The sequence below is a fragment of the Leifsonia sp. L25 genome (assembly GCF_050632895.1).
This window is the reverse complement of the sequence record NZ_JBODRZ010000003.1, coordinates 1,762,121-1,780,875: the sequence shown is the minus strand read 5'-3', so window position 1 is coordinate 1,780,875 and position 18,755 is coordinate 1,762,121. Positions and strand designations below refer to the sequence as shown.

Below are 18,755 nucleotides of genomic sequence, written 5' to 3'. Positions count from 1 at the left end.
GGTCAGACCAGGGCGTCGGCGGTGTCGAGGATCTGGGTGACGCGCACGGCGTAGTCCTGGTCGACCACGACGATCTCGCCGTGGGCGATGAGGCGGCCGTTGAGCAGGATGTCCGCGGGCGACCCGGCGGACCGGTCGAGCTCGATCACGGTGCCGGGCTCGACGGCGAGCACGTCGCGCACCGACATCCGGGTGCGTCCGATCTCGACCGTGAGCGCCATCTCGACGTTCGAGATGCGGCCGAGCCGTCCTGCGACGTCCGCCGGGGCCCCGGAGGGCGCGGTGGTCACGGTGTCTCCGCGGATGGCGAACCAGGCGACCTCCTGCCCGGACGGGTCGGTGACGGTGAAGCGGTGCGAGGCGGTGTCGGCGAAGAGGTGCGCTGCGTCCTCGACGCGGGCATCGCCGAGAACGCCCGATCCGAGGTGCTCAGCCACGGTCGCCAGCGTCGGCTGCAGGACGTCCGCGAGGCCGACTCCGAGCTGGCCGCCGGTCTCCGCGAGCACCACCTCCGGGTCGCGGACCGCGATGGCGAGCTCAGCGGACGGCGAGCCGATGAAGGTCGCGACGACCGCGTTCGCGGCGGTCGCCGGCACCTCGGCCGACTCCGGGCGGGCCGACACGGTCAGCTCGCCTATGCCCAACGGGGCATGCGTCAGCGTCTGCGCGGCGGCGGCATATGCGTTCTGGGGCATCAGTGGTTCTCCATCAGTGGTAGTCCTCAGCGGTGGTGACGACGACGGCGAGGCGCGACCCGGCGGCGCCGATGGCGGCGGTTCCCACCGGCTCGCCGCCGGCGGCGACCTGGATCGGGCGGCTGACCGGGTGCGGCAGGCGGATGACGTCGCCCACCGCCAGCCCGAGCACGGAGGCAGGGGTGACGTTCGCCGAGGCGAGCCGGGCGCTCACTTCCACAGGCACCTGCGCGAGCTGCGCGTGCAGGAGGGCTTTGGCGTTGTCGACCTGAACGGTCGGGTTGGTCTCGCCGAGGCGCTCCAGCAGGACCCGGGCGGGCAGAGCGATGGTCGCCTCCGCGACGTCGTCGCCGACACGCGCAGCGAACCGCGCCACGATCATCAGCTCGGTGGTGGGGGCGGCCTGGGCGAACTGCGAGTTGTACTGGATGGCGTCGATCCGCACCGAGTTGGTGAACAGCGGGCCGAGCGAGTACTGCAGGTCCTCGAGCGCGTCGTTCATCAGGCCGACGACCAGGGCGTGCTCGATCGGGGTGAACGTGCGGTCGAGCAGGGGGAGCGGGCGGTTTCCGCCGAGCATCGCGTTCACCCAGCGCAGCGCCGCCCCGGTGGGGAACTGGATGACGCCGCGGGGGTCCACGTCGCTGATCGAGCACAGCACCATCGCCGTGCTGGACGGGAGGGCCGCCGCGTACTCGTCGTACGTGTGCATGGTGACCTGCTCGCAGGTCACCTGCGACAGGACGCGAACCTTCGCGGTGAGCTGCGTCCCCCACTGCCGCGCGAACGTCGCGAAGGCCAGCTCCAGCACGCGGGAGTGCTCCCGGGCCAGGGTGGTCGGGCGGCGGAAGTCGTAGGGCCGCACCTCGCGCTCGGCCGGCCGCGTCATCGTCTGGCTCATCCGCCTGCTCCCTTCGTCGCGACGATCCCCGGGATGAGGTCGCGCACCTCCTGCGGTTGCGACGACCGCACGACGATGTCGACGCGGCGGTCCTGGGCGAGCTGCGCGGCGTCGGACCCGGTGGCTGTCGCCGTCGCCGAGCCGTCGCTGACCGCGTAGATCCGGGTCTCCTGGATGCCGGAGACGTCTGTGAGCCGGCGGAGCACCGAGATGGCCCGGGCGGCGGCGAGGTCCCAGTTGGTGGCGTAGGGCGGTCCGGCCGGCCGGGTGTCGGCGTGCCCTTCGACCGAGATCGCGTACGACGTCGGATAGAGGACCGGTCCGACGTTGTCGATGATCTGCACCGCCAGCGGGGTGAGCGTCGCGAGGTTGGAGTCGAAGAACGCGTTACCGCCGATCAGCCCGATGGTCAGCCCGCGGGCGTCGATCGTGTACGAGACCGACCCCTGCAGCCCCTGGGCCGTCAGCCGGGCGTTGATCGCCGCCTCGATCGCGCGGAGGTCGGCGACCTCCAGCTTGGCCGCCTCGAGCGGCGACATCGGGGGAGTGGTCGACGCCGACGAGGGCACGGGAGTCGGCGCGGCGTCCTTCGCCGCGACGATCACGCCCTTGGCCGTGTCGACCTTCTGGCTCACCACCTCACCGAAACCGGTCTGGAGCGAGTTCTTCAGCTCGTTGAACTTGTGGGCGTCGATCGAGGACATCGAGAAGAGGACGATGAACGTGCACATCAACACAGTGACCATGTCCATGTAGGAGGCCATCCAGCGCTCGTCATTGGCGTGCCCCTCGCCGTGGCCGTCCGCGGCCGGCCTGCGTCGGCTCCGGCTCACGGTCCGACCACGGGCGCTGCCTCGGATACCGGGGCGGACGCGTCGTTCTTGCCCGTGCTGCGCTTCGGCTTGGGGCTGTACGGGACCATCGCGGTCAGGCGCTCGGAGAGCGCGCGCGAGGAGGTGCCGGACTGGATGGCGAGCACGCCCTCCACCACGATCTGCCGGCGCTCGGCCTCGAGCTCCGCGAGCCGGCGCATGCGCGTGCCGAGCGGAAGCCAGATGAAGTTGGCGGAGAGCAGACCCCAGAGTGTCGCGACGAACGCGCTGGCGATCATCGGGCCGAGCTTGTCCGGCGTCGAGAGGTTGCCGAGCACGTGGGTGAGCGAGACGACCGTTCCGACGATGCCGATCGTCGGCGCGTAGCCGCCGAGCGCCGCGAAGAACGAGGAGGAGATGCGGGTGGCCTTCGACCACGTCGCGATCTGGTCCTCGAGCAGGATGCGCAGGTCCTCGGAGTCGGCGCCGTCGGCCACGCCCTGGAGGGCGCTGGCCAGGAACGGGTCCTTGACCTCCTCCGCCGACGACTCCAGTGAGAGCAGCCCGCGCTGGCGGGCGACGTCGGCGAGGTCGAGCAGGATGGCGACCGTGCCGGCGAAGTCCGGCTTCGTGCCCTTGATCGCCCCGGGGATCGCCTTGAAGGAGTCGAGCGCATCCTTCAGCGTCGCGCCTGCCACCCCGACGGAGACGGTGGCGCCGAGGACGAAGACGACCGGCCCGATGAGGAGGAGCGCGGTGGGGCTCTCGCCCTCGATCAGCACCATCGTCAACAGTGAGCCGAAGGCCGCGACGATCCCGATGATCATTGCCAGATCCATGCTCAGCTCCTTCGCCCGAGTCGGCCGGCCATCCCAGCCGGTATGCGCGTTCGAGCACTTCCGCGCGGTAGCCGGCGATGCGGTCGATGACCTCCGCCATCGTCTCGGTCACCACGTACCGCACGCCGTCGACCATCGTCAGGGTGGTGTCGGGGTCGGCGTTGATGCGTTCGATGAGGTCCGGGTTCACGGCGAACGGCACGTGGTTCAGCCTGGTCACCGTGATCATGAGGACTCCGCAGAGAGGGGAAGGGATCGAACGCCTCCGTGACGGGGGTGCTCGCCTTCCCTATCGGCAGGTCGGACGGTTCCGTTAGCTCAGGATCACTGCGTCTTGAGCTGCAGGAGCTCCTGCAGCACGTCGTCGGAGGTCGTGATCACCCGGGCGGAGGCCTGGAACGCGCGCTGCGCCACGATCAGGTTGGTGAACTCCCGGGCCAGGTCGACGTTGGAGCCTTCGATCGCGCCGCTGGTCAGGGTGCCGAGGCTGCCGCTTCCCGCCACGCCGACCTGGGGGAGCCCGGAGTTCGGGGTGGCGATGAAGTTGGAGTTGCCGGCCTTCTGGAGGCCGCCCGGGTTGGTGAAGTTGGCCAGCGCGACGCGGCCGATGGCCTGCTTCTCGCCGTTGGAGAACGATCCCATGATCGTGCCGTCGCCCTCGAGCGAGAACGACTGCAGCGACCCAGCGGCGGTGCCGTTCTGCGATGCGAAGTTGACGCCGCCCGACCCCGCGAAGCCGGTGATCTTCGACATGTCGATGGTGACACCGCCGACCGTGAGGGTCTGCCCGCTGGTCATCGCGCCGTTGGCGAAGGTGATCGAGCCGGTGGCCGTGTTGCCCGCGGCGTCGGTCGCGGTGACGTCCCAGCCGGCGGCGGTGCGGGTGAAGGTCGTGGTCAGGTTGCGCTGCGCGCCGGTCGCGTCGTAGACGGTCACCTGGCTGTTGAGCGTGGAGCCGGCGGCCGCGTCGTCGGCCAGGTTGCCGGACATCGTGGCGCTGGAGGTCGCACGCGCCGCGGACAGGCCGCTCGTCGACAGGGTGAGGTTGGAGACCGGCGCGGATGAGTTGACCACGCCGTTGGCGGCCGGCCAGCCCTGCACGATCGCACCGTCCGGGCTGACGAGGTTGCCGGAGGCGTCCGTGGTGAAGGCGCCGGACCGCGTGTACTGGGTCTGGCCGCCGTTGTTGACGATGAAGAAGCCGTCGCCGTTGATCATCAGGTTGGTGCCGACGCCGGTGGTCTGCGCCGCCCCCTCGGTGAAGTTCGTGGCGGTCGCGGCGACGCGCACACCGAGGCCGACCTGGGCGGGCGACGTGCCGCCCTGGTTGCCCTGCGGCGCCGAGGCCGTCCCGATCATCTGGGAGAGGGTGTCCTCGAACTCCACGGAGGAGGACTTGTAGCCGGTGGTGTTGACGTTGGCGATGTTGTTGCCGACCACGTCGAGCATGGTCTGCTGCGCCTGGAGGCCCGAGACGCCGGAGTCGAGAGAACGGAGCATGGGAGTGTGCCTTTCGGTGGTGGGGACTAGGAGGCCGGAGTCTGCTGGACGCCGAGGATTCCGGAGAGCGGGAAGGTGCCGCCGTTGACGGACACAGTCGGGGTCGCCCCTGAGAACGAGACGCCCGTCACGACGCCCGTCTGGGGCGCCCCGGCGAGGTCGTTGTACCTGACGGTCTTTCCGATGAGGTCGGCCGCCGCGGTCTGCATCTGCAGGTTGAGGGCGGTGTTGCTGCTGGAGCCGAGCGCCGTCATCTGCTGCATCATCCCGAGCTGCGTCGTCTGCTGGACCATCGCCGCCGAGTCCATCGGCGAGCTGGGGTCCTGGTTCTTGAGCTGCGTCACGAGGAGCTGCATGAAGTCGTCGGCGGTCAGCGACTGGTGCGGCGTACGGGTGGGCTGCGTGGACCAGAGCGAGGTCGTCGAGGCGTTCGCGGTGGGATCGGTCGAGATGGGGGTGACCATGTCTTCTCCTTCGTGGTCAGACGACGATGTCGAGGGTCCGGGCGCCGGGGAGGGCGACGGCCTGGGGCGGGATGACGTTTCGGGCGGGAGGCGGCTCTTCCTGCTGGTCCGCCGGTGCTGCTGCTCGGCGGTCTCCCGCGGACGCCCACGGCGACCGGCCTCCGCTGCCGCCCTCCGCGCCGGGCGCGTTCTGCTCGGACACGGAGACCGACCCGTTCGCCGTGGCCGCGTTGAGGTCGCGCCGCAGATCGGTGAGGATCTGACGGATGGCGTCCCGTCCGGCGTCGCTGGGCGCGAACAGCTCGATGTGGACGCTGGTGTCGCTGACCCGGGCGCGGACCGTGACGGGACCGAGGTCGTCGGGGGCGACCCGCACGACCACGACGTGGTCGCCGTCCGGTTGGCGCGCGAGGGTCATCACCGGCTGCGCGAGCTGCTGCTGGAGCGGCGGGGTCGGGGCGGCGGAGGCGGTGGGCGCGGCCGCTGCGAGCGCGGTCGCGAAGGTCGGCGCGGCCGGAGCCTGGGCCGGTACGGGCGTCGCAGCGGGGATCGTCGACTGCGCGGTGTCCGCGCTCGGCGTCGCAGGCGCAGACGGCGTCTTGGCGACCGGCCGACCAGGCACGGCGACCGGAGCAGGCACGGCGACCGGAGCAGACGCTGAAAGGTGCGCACCGGTGCCAGGGTCGGCCGTCACGATCGGCTGGGCGGTCGCCTCCGGGGCCCGGGCGGAGTCGGGTGCCGTGACCGGAGCGGCTCCGGCCGGAGTCGTCAGCGCAGGGGCGGGAGCGGACGACGCCGACGTCTGCGTCGGGGGCGCGGGCGTCGGGGGCGCGGGAGGGACCGGCGCCGCGGCGAGCGCCTGCTGCACCGCGAGCTGACCGGCGGCGAGCACGTCGGCGACCGCAGGGAGGCGGCGTCATGATGCTGATCCGCGTCGGTCGTCCGCGTGCTCCCGCTCTTGCCGTGGGGCCCCTGGTCCGGAGCGGTGCGGTCGGCAGCGGTCGCGGCGTCCGCGAGCGGCGTCGCGGCCGGAGTCGCCGGACCGAGGAACACGGCAGGAGCCGGCGCGGGCGGAGCCGTCTGCGGCGTCGGCGGCGTGCCCGTCGCGCTGCTGCCGGCGTCGGCGGACGGGGCCGGGTCGGCCGGAGCCGCGGGCGGCGCCGTCGCTTCGGCGTCGCCGGCCAGTGCGGACAGGAGGGTGCCGAAGGCCGTTCCCCCGCCGGTGGGCGACGCGGGATCGGACGAGGCGGGCGCGAGCAGGGCGGCGGCGGCGGCGCCGAATCCTGAGACGGGCGCGCTCACGAGTTCACCCCCGAGCTCTGACCGAGCAGAGCCGCCAGTGCGCTGCCGCCTCCGGAGCCCAGGAGGCCCGAGACCGACGACCCACCGCTCGACCTGAGCAGCCCGAGCACCGACGACCCGCCACTCGACCCGAGCAGCGCCGCCAGGGCGGACGAGGACGACGACAGGCCTCCCGAGCCCAGCAGTCCGGCCACCGACGACCCGCCACTCGGCCCGAGCAGCGCCGCCAGGGCTGCGGCTGAGGACGGCGCCGACGCCGTCGCGGACGACGTCGCGGTCGGCACGATCCGGCGGATGGTCACCACGTTCGACGGGGAGATCCAGTTGTCCATCTCTTCGACCGAGCCGCCCGGCTTGGGCGCCTGGATGATCTTTCCGTTGCCGGCGTAGATGGCGATGTGCTCGCCGCCGTTGCAGACGATGAGGTCGCCCGGCTGCGCGTCGGCGAGCGACGGCACGCTCTGGCCGATCGTCGACTGACCCGAGACGAGCCGCGGCAAGGAGATGCCCAGGTCGCCGTAGACACGCTGCACGAGCCCCGAGCAGTCCAGGCCTGCGCTGGTGGTGCCTCCGAAGACGTAGGGCACGCCGAGGTACTTGCGGGCGTCCGCCACGATGTCTGCGCCGGTGGTCCCGTTGGACGCCTGCTGTCCCGCCGCCGGGGTGACCTTGGCGCCGGTCGCGCCGGTCGCTGCGGCCAGCGAGCTCGCGAACGCGGACGCGCTGGTCGCCTGCCCGGTCTGCGCCGTCTGCGCCGCCTGCGCCGGCTGCCCCCCGGCCAGCTGGACCATCTGGGACTCGATCTGCTGGATGCGGCCAACGGCCTCCGTGATGCTCATACGGCGTCCCTCCTGCTCTCGCGCCAGCCCTGGATGGCGACCTCGTCGAGCGCGGACTGCTCCTCGCGCAGCTCGCGGGCGGTCTCGGACTCGACGTGCCGGCGGCGGAGCTTGTCGAGCGAGACTGCGGACGTACGGGCGGCGCCGTGCGCCGACCGGGCCTCGCCGGCCTCGCGGGAGGCGAGCTCGTGCAGCGCGGTCAACTCGCTGAGCAGCACCTGCGCACTCGCGCGTGCGGCGACGGCGGCCGAGAGCGTCGCGGCGTCGACGGCGTCCGAGCGGACCCCGGCCAGCGACGCACGCGTCCGGGCGCCGCGGGCGCGCACGGCGTCCACGGCCCGGTTCGCGTCGGCGAGCTCGGCCGCCGCACGCTGCTCCTCCAGGTCGCGCACGCGCAGGAGGCCGGCCAATCCGAAGCGCTTCATGCGGCCGCTCCGAACGCTCGGGTCAGCTCGCGGAGCGAATCCCACGCCCCGTCCGCGGTGGACCGCTGATCCATGCCTTGACGGAGGAAGCCGTCGATGGCCTCCTCGAACCGCACGGCCGCGTCCACCCGTGCGTTCGCGCCCGGCTTGTACGCGCCGACGTCGAGCAGGTCCTGTGCGCTGCGGCGGGCGGAGAGCACCGCACGCAGCGCCGTCGCATCGGCCAGCCGGTCCGGCGGGGTGATCTTGGACGCGAGCCGGGAGATGGACCCCAGCACGTCGATCGAGGGGAAGTGGCCCGTGATCGCGAGCGCACGGTCGAGGACGACGTGCCCGTCGAGGATCGACCGCGCCGCATCCGCGATGGGCTCGTTGTGGTCGTCGCCGTCGACCAGGACGGTGTAGAGGCCGGTGATCGACCCGGTGGCCGCCGCGCCCGCTCGCTCCAGGAGGGATGCCAGCGTGGAGAAGGTCGACGGCGGATACCCGCGGGTCGCCGGCGGCTCACCGGCAGACAGCCCGATCTCGCGCTGCGCCATCGCCACGCGGGTCAGGGAGTCCATCATCAGGACGACGTGCCGGCCGCGGTCGCGGTGCCATTCCGCGATCCGGGTCGCGACGAGCGAGGCCCGCAACCGCATCAGCGCGGGCTCGTCGGAGGTGGAGACGACGACGATCGAGCGGGCGAGCCCCTCGACGCCGAGGTCGTCCTCGATGAACTCGCGCACCTCACGGCCGCGCTCGCCGATGAGCGCGATCACGGAAACCTCGGCATCCGTCCCCCGCGCGATCATCGAGAGCAGCGACGACTTGCCAACGCCGGAGCCGGCGAAGAGGCCCAGGCGCTGCCCGCGGCCGGTGGACACCAGGGTGTCGAGGGCCCGAACGCCGAGCTGGAGGGGCGATGTGATCCTGGCGCGCTCCAGCGGCCCTGGCGCGGCATTCGCCAGGGCGACGTGGTGGGTCGGCGGCAGCGGCCCCTTGCCGTCGATGGGACGGCCGAGCCCGTCGATGACCCGGCCGAGCAGCGCGTCGCCCACCGGGACGGCGGGAGCCGACGGCGCGGAGCGCACGGGTGTGCCGATGGGGTGCGCCGCCGAACCGGACAGCACCATGCAGGTGAGCAGGCCGGGGCGCACGGCGACGACCTGGGCCGCGGTGTCCGCTCCGGGCTCGCCGATCGCGACGAGGTCGCCGACGGCGCCCTCCAGTCCGGACACCTCGATGCCGAGGCCGACGACGGAGGCGACGCGGCCGATCCGCTCCGGCGCGGCGGCACGGACGGCCATCGCCAGCCGGTCGCCTCCCGGCGCGTACCCGATCATGCGTCTCCTCCGGTCAGGACGGTGCGTGCCCGGGCGAGCCCGGCGTCGATCCGGGCGTCCAGCCAGCCGTCGAGCAGCACCGCGACAGCGTCGCCCGGTGCGATGAACGGGTCGGGCACGACCTCCGGCAGCGCGCCGGTCTCCTGCGCGACCGCCCGCGCGTCGTCCGGGTGCATCCGCACCGAGACCAGCTCTCCGGCGGGGGTGGCCGCGATGACACGGCGCAGCGTGTCGGCCGCGTCGACGTGCCCCTCGGCCACCTCGCGCTGGAGGACGGCCTCGGCGAGCGCGAGGGCCGCTTCCACCAGGGCGTCGTCGGCGGTCGCGACGACCGGGACGGCGAGCGCGCGCACTCCTCCGCGGCGGCGGCCAGCGCCGCCAGGGCACGCCGGGTCGCCGCTGCGGACTCGGTCTCCGCCGCCTGCCAGTGCTGGAGGCGGGCGCGCTCGGCCTCGGCGAACTCGGCCTCCGCACGACGCAGACCCTCGCTGTAGCCGGCGGCGAACCCGCGGGCGCGCGCACTGGCGGCCCCCTCGGCGCCGGCCGCGGCGGGGGCGCCGGCCGTTCCGACCTCGGGGTACCGCACGGGGGCGAACGCACTATTCGACATACTCGTCCTCGTCCGAACGGTGCACCGTGATCTGGCCCTCGGCCTCGAGGTCGCGGATCGCGCGGACGATCTCGGCCCTGGCCTCCTCGACACGCGAGAGCCGGATCGAGCCGAGCACCGACGACTCCTCGTCCAGCACCTCCAGGTTGCGCTCCGAGAGATTGGCGCGGATGACGTCCCTCGTCGCCTCCGGGGAGCCCTTCATGGCGATGGCGAGCATGGAGACGTCGATCCCGCGCAGCACCTGCTGGACGTCGCGCGGCTCCAGCTTCACGATGTCGGCGAAGGTCAGCATCCGGGAGCGCACCTCGGCGGCGAGCTCCGGGTCGCGCTGGTCCAGCTCGTCGAGCAGCGCGCGCTCGTTGGCGACGCTGGATCGGTTGATGATGTCGACCAGGGGCTGCACTCCGCCGATGGCGTCCTGCTGGCCCGCGGTCTTCACGACGGAGCCGGCGCGGCTGCGCAGGGTGTCCGCGACGGCGCGGGCCACCTGGGGGCCGACGCTGCCCATCGTCGCGATGCAGTGCGCCACGTCGGTGCGGATCTCGGGTTTGAGCGCCGCGAGCACGCGCGACGCCTGCTCCGCGCGCAGGTGGGCGAGCACGGTGGCGATGGTCTGCGAGAGCTCGCCGTCGAGCAGGAGGGCGACCTGCGCGGGGTCGGCGGTGTCCAGGAAGTCGAAGGCGCGCCCGGCGAGCGACGACGCCACACGGGACATCACCCCGGCGGCGCGCTCGGTGCCGAACGACGCCTCCAGCAGCCCGATGGCCGCGCTGCGGCCGCCGCTGACCCGCGCCTGCGGACGCACGGCGAGCTCGTGGAACTCCACGAGCGCCGCCTCGGCCTGCTGACGGTCGACACGCTTGAGCGCGACGATCTCGGCCGCGATCTCCTCCGACTCCGCCTCGCTGAACTGCTGCATCACGCGCGCCGCAGCCGCCTGATCCAGGTTCATCAGGATCAGGGCGGCCTTCTGCGCGCCGGTCAGCGTGGCGACCTTGGCCTCGGTCACGGCGTCGGCTCCTTCTCACCCATGAGGGTCAGCAGGAAGTCCGCCGCACGGCGCGGGTCGTCCACGGCGAGCTGCTCGATCTCGGCCCTGCGCTGCTCCGACTCGATCGAGACCGGGGGCGGCGGGGGAGTGGTCAGCGGCGCGGTGGGCGCGGTGACCTGGGTGAAGGCGAGGGTCGGGGCGGCCAGCTCCTCGTACCGGTCGCCGTCGTCGAGCTCCGTGTTCCTGCGGCGACGACGGAAGACGAGGAGCGCGACGATCATCGCGACCACGATGCCCGCGGCGATCAGGCCGGTGCGGATCCAGGAGTCGAGCTGCGCCTGCCGGGCCTGCGCGTCGGCCTGGGCGAGCGCCTGCTTGGCGGCCTGCGCGTTCGCCTGCGAGAAGTTGACCAGCTGCACGCCCACCGCGTCGCCGCGCGAGGTGTCGATGCCGGAGGCGTTGGACACCAGTTGCTGGAGCTGGCCCGTGCTCACCCCGGCCTTGCTCGCCGCCGCGCTGTCGACCGCGACGGAGACGGTCTGCCGCTGGACGCCGCCGGCGGGGATCTGCTGGGTGACGCTGGTCTTGTTCAGCGCGTTGTCGCTCGTGGTGTTGTCGGAGCTGTAGCTGCCGTTGCCCCCGCTGTTCGCAGCGGTGTTGGCGACGCCGTTCGTCGTGGAGCTGGTGCCGAGCACGCCGGACTGCGCCGCCGCGCCCGTGCCCGTGTAGGTCTCCTTCTGCGACGACGAGCTGGTCTGCGGGGCTCCGGTCGGGATGCTGTAGCTGTCGGTCGTCTTCGTGGATGTCGAGTTGTCCATCAGCGCGCTCACGACGACCGTCGAGTTGCCCGAGCCGAGCACCTTGTCGAGCATGGACTGCACGCTGGCCTGGACCGCACTGTCGTAGGCCTTCGCCTGGTCGCCGGTCGAGCCCGTGGTGGCCCCGCCCGTGGCCGAGAGCACGTTGCCCGCGGCGTCGATGACGGAGACATCGGTGGGCTTCATCCCCACGGTCGAGGACGAGACGAGGTGGACGATCGCCTGCACCTGCGCCGCCGTCAGAGTGGTGCCGGCGCTCTCGTCGACGAAGACGCTGGCCGTCGGGTCCTGCGCCTGGTCGGTGAACACCGTCGGCTGCGGGATGGCCAGCTTGACCGAGGCCGTCTTGACGCCCTGCATCGCGTCGATCGTGCTGGCGAGCTCGCCCTCCATCGCGCGCTTATAGGTGACGTCCTGCTGGAACTCGGAGGTCGTGACGCCCATGTTGTCGAGCAGGGAGTAGCCCTGGTTGCTGCTCGACGGGAGGTTGGCCGCGGCCGCCTTCAGGCGCTCCTGGTAGACCTGCGCCTGAGGGACGAGGATCGTGGCGCCGCCGTCCGTGAGCTGGTACGGCACGTTGTCGGTGTGGAGCTGGGTGGTGATCGCGGAGGCGTCGGAGGCGGAGATCCCGCTGAACAGCGGCACGTACTGCGGCTGGCTCAACCACACCGACAGGCCGGTCACGCCCAGGGCGAGCACGAGGAGCGCGAGGACCGACACGGTCTTCTGCGCGAAGCTGAAGCCGGCGATCGTCGCGCCGATGCGCTTGAGGACCGCCTGGAGCCGGGCCGGCATTTAGCCGCCCATCCGCATGATGGTGTTGAACGCGTCCACGGCCTGGTTGCGCAGCGTCGCCATGAGCTGCACGGTCGTCTGCACGCGGGCCGCGGCGACGGTCGCGTCCTGGATGTCGTTCAAATTGCCGGTGACCGCCTTCACGTTCGCCGCGTCGGAGGTGCTCTGCAGCTGCTGGAGGTTGTTCACCGCGCCCGTCAGCGCGGCGCCGAAGCCGCCCGCGCCGGAACCGGAAGCGGCCGGAGCGACGGCCGGCGTCGGCTGCTGCACCGAGCCGAGCGAGAGTGCTCCGATGGCCGGGATGCTCATCACTTGGCTCCGATCTGCAGTGCCGACTGGTACATGTCCTTCGCGGCGTTCACCGCGTTCGAGTTCGCCTGGTAGGCGCGCTGCGCCTCGATCAGGTCGGTCATCTGGCTCGCCATGTCGATGGTGGTGGTCTTCACGTAGCCCTGCGCATTCGCGTTCGGGTCGCCGGGGGAGTAGACGAGCTGGCCCGCGGCCGAGCCGAAGACGACGCCGCCGATCGAGACGCCGTTCATGCCGGGGTTGGCCTGCGCCTGGACGAAGCGCTCCTGGAACGCGGGGTTGTTCGGCGACGTGGTGTCGTTGATGTTCGCGAGATTGTCGCTGATGGAGTCCAGCCAGGTCTGGTTGAGCGTCATGCCCGTGCTGGAGATGCCGATGGCGTCGTAGCTCATGGTCAGTTCACCGTCGCGGCGGCTCGGAGCTCGCTGAACTGCTGGGACATCGCCTGCGAGGCCGCTTGGAACTTCAGCCCGTTGCTGACCTCGGCGACCGTCTCCTGCTCGAGGGAGACGTTGTTGCCGTTCAGCCGGGTCGGGTCCATGCTCGTCGTCGGCGCGATGGCGGAGGCCGGAAGCAGGCCGCTGTGCGCGGCGACGGACTTCTCGAGGGCCGACGCGAAGTCGACGACCTGGGCGTGGTAGCCGGGGGTGTTGATGTTCGCGATGTTGTTCGAGATCGCCGTCTGCGCCGCGGCGTAGCCGTCGAGGGCGGAGTGCATCGCGTTCATCGTCACGGAATCGAGCAAGGCTCACCTCATGAATCGTGGATGTTCCCAGGAGGAGGCCGATCCGTGGCCCGCAGTGAGCGATCCGTGCTCGTAGTGGCCTATCGGCAGGATGGGCGACCGCGTTAGCGTCTCAGCCGATCAGATCGAGGTAGACCGGAGGTTCGGCGTCAGCGCGCGGCGCCTGCACGCTGCTCAGCGACGCCAGCTCGCCGCGGATCCGCGCCTGCTGCTCGCGCAGTCCGTCGATCGCGCGCTGCTGGGCGGCCTGCACCGCCCGGGCGCGATCGGCGAGCGCCGCCGGCAGCGCGGGCAGGGGCGCGACGGCGTGCCACGGCTCGATTCCCACCGGACCGGCCGCCTGCGCGGCGCGCGCCTCCAGCTCGTCGAGGGTCGCGGCCCAGGCGCCTTCGCCGATGTCGACCGGTTCAGGCAATCGCCACGACCTCGCTGTTGTCGTCTGCGGCGTCGACCTCCCACGCGGTCCCCGACGACAGCGAGTCCGCCGCCTGGTGCCACGCCTGGCGGAGCGGCTCCAGCAGGGCGATCGCCTCGATGACCAGGGCGACATCCCGGGTCACGCGGCAGTGGACGAGCGCGTTCGAGAGGTAGATGTAGAGGCCGAGGAGGCTCTCCGCGGCGTTCCAGATGTCCAGGCGGAGCGAGCCCGCCAGCGCACTGAGGATGTCGACCGCGTGGGTGAGCCGGTAGTCGGCGACGGCGAGGTCGCCGGCGTCCAGCGCGTCCTTCGCGGTGTTCAGGTCGAGCAGCAGGCGGTCGTACAGCATGGTGAGCAGCCGCGACGGCGACGCGGAGAGGATGGCGTTGTCGCGGTAGGTCTGTGCCGCTGTAGGCATGTCGATCCCTTGTGCTTTCTCTGAAGAGTCGCGGGTCAGTGCGACGACGGGTTCATCGCGTCGATCTGCTGGGTCAGGTAGTTCTGCTCGTTCTGCAGCTGGCCGAGCGTCGTCACGAGGGCCGTGTACTGCGCGGTGAGCAGCTTGCGCTTGGCCGCGAGCATCGTCGTCCAGTTGCTCACGCCCGACTGGTCGTTGGAGATCTGGGTCTGCTGGGACGAGATGGCGGCGGTCAGGGTGCCGGTCACCGGGTCGGAGGCCGTGGCGCTGACGGCCTGCACGCGCGAGGCGATCGTCTGCACCGCGGCGATCGTCCCTGTGGGGTCGCTGGCGAGCGCGGCCTGGAACGCGGCGCTGTCGAACTTGATCGTTCCGTCGGACTGGATCGCGATGCCGTAGGTGGCGGGGGAGACGGTGCCCCCGGTCCCGACCGGGTCGGACACCGCCGACTGCAGGCTGCGATAGACGCCCTGGATGAGGAGGCTGCCCGTGAAGGTCCCGGCGGTCGTCGTGCTGGAGCCGTCCGCGTTCTGGGTCGTCGTGACCGAGGATTGCTGCGAGATGTACGAGAGCAGCGTGTTCACGCCGGAGATCAGTGAGGACGCGGTCGAGGTGATGCTGGCACTGTCCATCGTCGAGCTGAGCGTCACCGGCGCGGTGGTCGGCTTCGCGACAGTGACGGTGACGCCCTGGACGAGGTTCGCGAAGGTGTCGGTAGCCGACGAGACCGTCTGCGCCGCGGCGGTGCCCGGCCACAGCGTCACGGTCGCGTCCTGCGCGGCGGTGACGGTGGCGGCGCCGGTCTGGGTGAGCAGGTTCGTGGCGGTGCCGGCCGTGTAGGCGGCGCTGGTCCCTGCGTAGATCTGGAACGCCGCGGCGGCTCCGGTCTGCGTCGAGGTGAGCTGGAGCCGGTACTGCGGGTTGCCCGAGGCGTCGGTGCCCGAGGCGACCTGCCCGGCGGTGACGCCGGCACCGGCGCCGTTGATGGCGGTGACCACGTCCGAGATGCTCGAGGACGCGGCGGTGATCTGGTGCGCTGTACCGGTGGAGTCGACGATCGTGATCGCGCCGCCGCTGTCCGGCCAGGTCGTCATGGCCGCGGTGACCGACACCTGCGCCTGCGCCACCTGGTTCACCTGCAGCGAGAAGGAGGTCGGCGACGCCGCGGTGGTCGCGGTGGCCGTGACGGACGAGTCCGTGCTGGAGACGGTGAGGAGGTTGAGGCCGTTCGTGGCCGAGGCTCCCGCTGCGCTCGTCTGGAGAGCCTGGAGCGTCACGTTCAGGTTCTGGAACGCCGAGAGGGTGGTCTGCTCCGTCTTGACCTTGGCCTGGAGCTGGGTCTGCGGGATGGACTCCGCGGTCATCAGGGCGTTCACGATGGCCGTGGGGTCGAGGTTGTTGACCAGGTTGGAGACCGTGACCTGGCCGTTGCTGCCCACGGTGAGGGAGGGCAGCGCGATCGTTCCGACAGAGCTCATCCGAATTCCTCCGATCCGCGTTCAGGGAGCTGGGGGCGGACGGCGACGGAACCCGAATCCGTCGCCGCCCGCCTGAGGGCCTCAGCCCTGGAGCAGCTTGAGGATGAGCTGGCTCTGCTGGTTGGCCTGCGAGAGCATCGCGGTGCCGGCCTGCATGAGCACGTTCTCCTTGCTGTACTTCGCCATCTCGGACGCCATGTCGGTGTCTGCGATCTGCGAGTTGGCGGCCGTCAGGTTCTGCGAGTTGACCGCGATGCTCTGCGCGGTCGCCGTCAGAACGTTCTGCGTCGCGCCGAGGGTGGCCTGAGCGGTCGACACGGTCTGGATCTGGGCCTGGATCGCGGTGATCGAGGCCTGCGCGTCGGTCGCGTTGTCGAACTTCAGGGCGGCGACGGTGGTGCCGATCGTGGTCACGTTCGCGGAGCCGAGGTCGAGGGTGACCTTGTCCGCGGCGTTGGCGCCGGTCTGGAAGTTCAGCGCGGCGGCGCCGGTGGCCGAGCCGTCGAGCAGCTTGACGCCGTTGAAGTTCGTCGACGAGCCGATCGAGGTGAGCTGCGCGGCGAGCGCGGTGACCTGCGTCTGGATGTCCGTGCGCGACGCGGTGCTGTTCGTGTCGTTCGCGGCCTGGACGGCGAGGCTGTTGATCGTCTGCAGGATGTTGGACACCTGGGACAGCGCGCCGGAAGCGGTCTGGATCAGGTTGATGCCGCTGGCCGTGTTCTGCGCGGCCTGGTTGAGGCCGCCGATCTGAGCCAGGAGGCCCTGCGAGATCGCGAGGCCGGCCGGGTTGTCGGCAGCGGTGTTCAGCTGCGAGCCCGACGACAGCTTGTTCATGCTGCTCTGCAGAGCGGCCTGGTTGGAGTTGAGCGAGTTCGTGACCGAGAGAGCGCTCAGGTTGGTGTTGATGGTCATAGCCATGATGTTCGAATCCTCCGTGAGAGTGTGCAGAGCCGGTCCGTCCGTGGGCCGACGAATGGTCCTATCGGCAGCTCGGCCGTGGATGTAAGCACCCGATCGAAATGCGTTCCGTGTCCCCCGAAATGCTTACGCGCCGGCCGATCATGCCGATAGCGGAAGGTACGGCAGACAACGTGTGTGCCCTTGCTATGGATGGCTGATGGGAGCGTGAGAGCGCGGTGGGCGCCAACGAACTGTCGAACGAGCTCTGGCGTCAAAGAGAGCTCCTGGAGCTGCTGCTCTACAAATTCGAGGTCGAGCAGTTGCTCCTCGCCTCCGGCAGGGCCCGCTGGGTGCCGCACGCGACCCGCGAGGCGGAGGTCGTGATCGAGCGGCTGCGGACCGCCACCCTCTCGATGAGCGTCGCCGCGTCCGCGCTGGCGATCGAGTGGAGCCTCCCCGCCGACACGCGGCTGCGCGAGCTCGCGGCCGGCGCTCCCGAAGGGGCCTGGCAGGGCATCTTCGCGGCCCATCTGGAGGCCCTCGTCACGCTGACCCGGGAGATCCGGACCGTTCGCGCCGGCAACGACCGCCTGCTGCGCAACGCGCTCCGCGCCGCCCAGGACACCTTCGACGCCGTCTCGGACAGCGCGTCGGTCTACACCTCCGACGGGACGACCGACCTGCCGTCGGCACGTGCCCGCCTCGTCGACGCGACCCTGTAGGAGACGACCGTGTCCGGCAACCTTCTCGGCTCCCTCAACACCGCCTTCTCCGGCCTCGCCGCCGCCCAGGCGGGCATCGAGGTCACCGGCGACAACATCGCCAACTCGACCACCCCCGGCTACGTCCGCCAGCAGGTCGATCTGGAGGCCGTCGGCGGCCCCGCCCAGGTCGGCCCGTTCGCGCAGCCGGCCACCGCCGGCCAGGGCGTGCGCGTGGCCGGCATCATCCAGCTCGGGTCGGCCCTGCTGGACGCTCAGGCCCGGTCCGCCGGCGCCGCCGCAGGATACAGCGGTGTCACGGCCTCGGGCCTGAGCGCGCTCGAGTCGACGCTCGGCGAGCCGAGCGGCGACGCGATCTCCGGGTCGCTGTCGAAGTTCTGGTCCGCCTGGCAGGACGTGTCCAACCAGCCGGGCGCTGCCGCCCCGGTCGCCGCCCTGCTCGGCAAGGCCGGCTCCCTGGTCGGCCAGATCGCCACCGCCTACCGCTCGGTGCAGTCGCAGTGGTCGCAGACCCGGCAGGATCTGGCGACCACGGCCGCGCAGGTGAACTCCGACGCGTCCCAGGTCGCCCAGCTCAACGGGCAGATCCGCTCGGTGGCCGCGTCGGGCGGCGACGTCAACGCGCTCATCACGCAGCGCAGCACCCTCCTGACCCAGCTCGCCTCGCTCTCCGGCGCGTCCGTCGTGAGCAATGCCGACCAGACCGTGACCGTGAGCATCGGCGGCGCCGACCTGGTCCAGGGCACCGTCGCCCGATCGCTGTCGGTCGCCGGATCGACGACCCTGGAGGGCGCGGTCACCTCGCCGGCGGGAGTGCAGTGGTCCGACGGCGCCGGCCCGGTCTCGCTCAGCTCCGGGAAGCTCGCGGGGGACCTGTCTCTCCTCGCGCCCGCCACGGCGAGCGGCAACGGCGGCGCGATCGCGGAGACCGCGGCGAAGCTCAACACCCTCGCGACCTCTCTCGCCCAGCAGGTGAACGCCGTCAGCGTCACCGGGACGACCTCCACCGGCGCCACGAACGTCGCGTTCTTCGGGATGTCGGCGAGCGGCCCGGCGGCGCTCGGCCTGAGCGTGCTCGCGACCGACCCGTCCGGCGTCGCCGTCGCGGCGCCCGGCGCCGGCGCGGCCGACGGGTCGGTCGCCGACGCCATCAGCCAGCTCGGCACCGGCGCGGGATCGCCCGACGTCGCCTGGTCGACGGGGGTCATCGCCCTCGGCGCCGCGACCGGCAACGCGACGCAGCAGTCCGCGCTGGATCAGAGCGCCCAGGCCGCCGCCACAGGCGCGCAGTCCTCGCAGGAGTCGGTGAGCCTCGATGAGGAGAACATGAACCTGATCGCGTACCAGCACGCCTACCAGGGCTCGGCCCGCGTCATGACGGCACTCGACTCCATCCTCGATCAGCTCATCAACCACACCGGACTCGTCGGATTGGGATAGGCCGCA

Annotated in this window: 22 protein-coding genes and 1 pseudogene; 2 read left to right on the top strand and 21 right to left on the bottom strand. The window is 71.5% G+C overall.

What is annotated here, in order from left to right; genetic code table 11:
- Positions 1–2: 2 nt before the first annotated feature.
- The 21 genes and pseudogenes from fliN to ACRAWC_RS12720 all read right to left on the bottom strand — a co-directional run bounded on the left by fliN (position 3) and on the right by ACRAWC_RS12720 (position 16,605).
- The gene (gene fliN, locus ACRAWC_RS12820; RefSeq protein ID WP_431348058.1) at positions 3–695 is read right to left on the bottom strand and encodes a flagellar motor switch protein FliN; all 693 of its coding nucleotides are present in this window, start codon (positions 693–695) and stop codon (positions 3–5) included.
- Between the two features lie 13 nt (positions 696–708).
- Positions 709–1,596, bottom strand: coding sequence for a flagellar motor switch protein FliM (locus tag ACRAWC_RS12815; protein WP_431348057.1), 888 nt, complete (start codon positions 1,594–1,596; stop codon positions 709–711).
- A complete protein-coding gene (locus ACRAWC_RS12810; RefSeq protein WP_431349437.1) occupies positions 1,593–2,429 on the bottom strand; it encodes an OmpA/MotB family protein in 837 nt (278 codons plus the stop codon). The genes ACRAWC_RS12815 and ACRAWC_RS12810 overlap by 4 nt, the downstream gene beginning before the upstream one ends.
- A complete protein-coding gene (locus ACRAWC_RS12805; protein WP_431348056.1) occupies positions 2,426–3,247 on the bottom strand; it encodes a motility protein A in 822 nt (273 codons plus the stop codon). Before ACRAWC_RS12805 ends, ACRAWC_RS12810 begins: the two co-directional genes overlap by 4 nt.
- A 67-nt stretch (positions 3,248–3,314) precedes the next feature.
- Positions 3,315–3,476, bottom strand: a pseudogene (locus ACRAWC_RS12800) (flagellar FlbD family protein); the annotation flags it as partial.
- 95 nt (positions 3,477–3,571) lie between these two features.
- Positions 3,572–4,747, bottom strand: a complete 1,176-nt coding sequence (locus ACRAWC_RS12795; protein ID WP_431348055.1) for a flagellar hook protein FlgE — start codon at positions 4,745–4,747, stop codon at positions 3,572–3,574.
- 26 nt (positions 4,748–4,773) lie between these two features.
- Entirely contained in the window at positions 4,774–5,211 is a 438-nt protein-coding gene (locus ACRAWC_RS12790; RefSeq protein WP_431348054.1) for a flagellar hook assembly protein FlgD, read from the bottom strand.
- Positions 5,212–5,227: 16 nt separating this feature from the next.
- Positions 5,228–6,103, bottom strand: a complete 876-nt coding sequence (locus tag ACRAWC_RS12785; protein WP_431348053.1) for a flagellar hook-length control protein FliK — start codon at positions 6,101–6,103, stop codon at positions 5,228–5,230.
- Between the two features lie 406 nt (positions 6,104–6,509).
- Positions 6,510–7,352 (bottom strand): C40 family peptidase, encoded by an 843-nt coding sequence (locus ACRAWC_RS12780; protein WP_431348052.1) that lies wholly within the window; start codon positions 7,350–7,352, stop codon positions 6,510–6,512.
- Positions 7,349–7,777 carry a flagellar export protein FliJ gene (locus ACRAWC_RS12775; RefSeq protein ID WP_431348051.1) on the bottom strand — a complete coding sequence of 143 codons (429 nt, stop codon included), beginning with the start codon at positions 7,775–7,777 and terminating at the stop codon, positions 7,349–7,351. Before ACRAWC_RS12775 ends, ACRAWC_RS12780 begins: the two co-directional genes overlap by 4 nt.
- Positions 7,774–9,102, bottom strand: coding sequence for a FliI/YscN family ATPase (locus ACRAWC_RS12770; RefSeq protein WP_431348050.1), 1,329 nt, complete (start codon positions 9,100–9,102; stop codon positions 7,774–7,776). The genes ACRAWC_RS12775 and ACRAWC_RS12770 overlap by 4 nt, the downstream gene beginning before the upstream one ends.
- A complete protein-coding gene (locus ACRAWC_RS12765) occupies positions 9,099–9,455 on the bottom strand; it encodes a FliH/SctL family protein (RefSeq protein WP_431348049.1) in 357 nt (118 codons plus the stop codon). Before ACRAWC_RS12765 ends, ACRAWC_RS12770 begins: the two co-directional genes overlap by 4 nt.
- Before the next feature lie 246 nt (positions 9,456–9,701).
- Complete coding sequence (fliG, locus tag ACRAWC_RS12760; protein ID WP_431348048.1) at positions 9,702–10,724, bottom strand: flagellar motor switch protein FliG; 1,023 nt, start codon at positions 10,722–10,724, stop codon at positions 9,702–9,704.
- Positions 10,721–12,319 (bottom strand): flagellar basal-body MS-ring/collar protein FliF, encoded by a 1,599-nt coding sequence (gene fliF / locus ACRAWC_RS12755; protein WP_431348047.1) that lies wholly within the window; start codon positions 12,317–12,319, stop codon positions 10,721–10,723. Before fliF ends, fliG begins: the two co-directional genes overlap by 4 nt.
- Complete coding sequence (locus tag ACRAWC_RS12750; RefSeq protein WP_431348046.1) at positions 12,320–12,628, bottom strand: flagellar hook-basal body complex protein FliE; 309 nt, start codon at positions 12,626–12,628, stop codon at positions 12,320–12,322.
- Positions 12,628–13,020: a flagellar basal body rod protein FlgC gene (locus tag ACRAWC_RS12745; RefSeq protein WP_431348045.1), complete on the bottom strand. Its 393-nt coding sequence runs from the start codon at positions 13,018–13,020 to the stop codon at positions 12,628–12,630. The genes ACRAWC_RS12750 and ACRAWC_RS12745 overlap by 1 nt, the downstream gene beginning before the upstream one ends.
- Positions 13,021–13,022: 2 nt before the next feature.
- Positions 13,023–13,373, bottom strand: a complete 351-nt coding sequence (locus ACRAWC_RS12740; RefSeq protein ID WP_431348044.1) for a flagellar basal body rod protein FlgB — start codon at positions 13,371–13,373, stop codon at positions 13,023–13,025.
- Positions 13,374–13,485: 112 nt separating this feature from the next.
- Positions 13,486–13,788, bottom strand: coding sequence for a hypothetical protein (locus ACRAWC_RS12735; RefSeq protein ID WP_431348043.1), 303 nt, complete (start codon positions 13,786–13,788; stop codon positions 13,486–13,488).
- Positions 13,781–14,209, bottom strand: coding sequence for a flagellar export chaperone FliS (gene fliS / locus ACRAWC_RS12730; RefSeq protein ID WP_431348042.1), 429 nt, complete (start codon positions 14,207–14,209; stop codon positions 13,781–13,783). Before fliS ends, ACRAWC_RS12735 begins: the two co-directional genes overlap by 8 nt.
- A gap of 35 nt (positions 14,210–14,244) precedes the next feature.
- On the bottom strand, positions 14,245–15,687 hold the full coding sequence (fliD, locus tag ACRAWC_RS12725; RefSeq protein WP_431348041.1) for a flagellar filament capping protein FliD: 1,443 nt from the start codon (positions 15,685–15,687) through the stop codon (positions 14,245–14,247).
- Between the two features lie 81 nt (positions 15,688–15,768).
- Positions 15,769–16,605 carry a flagellin gene (locus ACRAWC_RS12720; RefSeq protein ID WP_431348040.1) on the bottom strand — a complete coding sequence of 279 codons (837 nt, stop codon included), beginning with the start codon at positions 16,603–16,605 and terminating at the stop codon, positions 15,769–15,771.
- A gap of 218 nt (positions 16,606–16,823) precedes the next feature.
- Between ACRAWC_RS12720 and flgN the strand changes: the two genes are divergently transcribed.
- Complete coding sequence (gene flgN, locus ACRAWC_RS12715; RefSeq protein ID WP_431348039.1) at positions 16,824–17,309, top strand: flagellar export chaperone FlgN; 486 nt, start codon at positions 16,824–16,826, stop codon at positions 17,307–17,309.
- A 9-nt stretch (positions 17,310–17,318) separates the two neighbouring features.
- Positions 17,319–18,749 carry a flagellar hook-associated protein FlgK gene (gene flgK / locus ACRAWC_RS12710; RefSeq protein ID WP_431348038.1) on the top strand — a complete coding sequence of 477 codons (1,431 nt, stop codon included), beginning with the start codon at positions 17,319–17,321 and terminating at the stop codon, positions 18,747–18,749.
- Positions 18,750–18,755 lie beyond the last annotated feature (6 nt).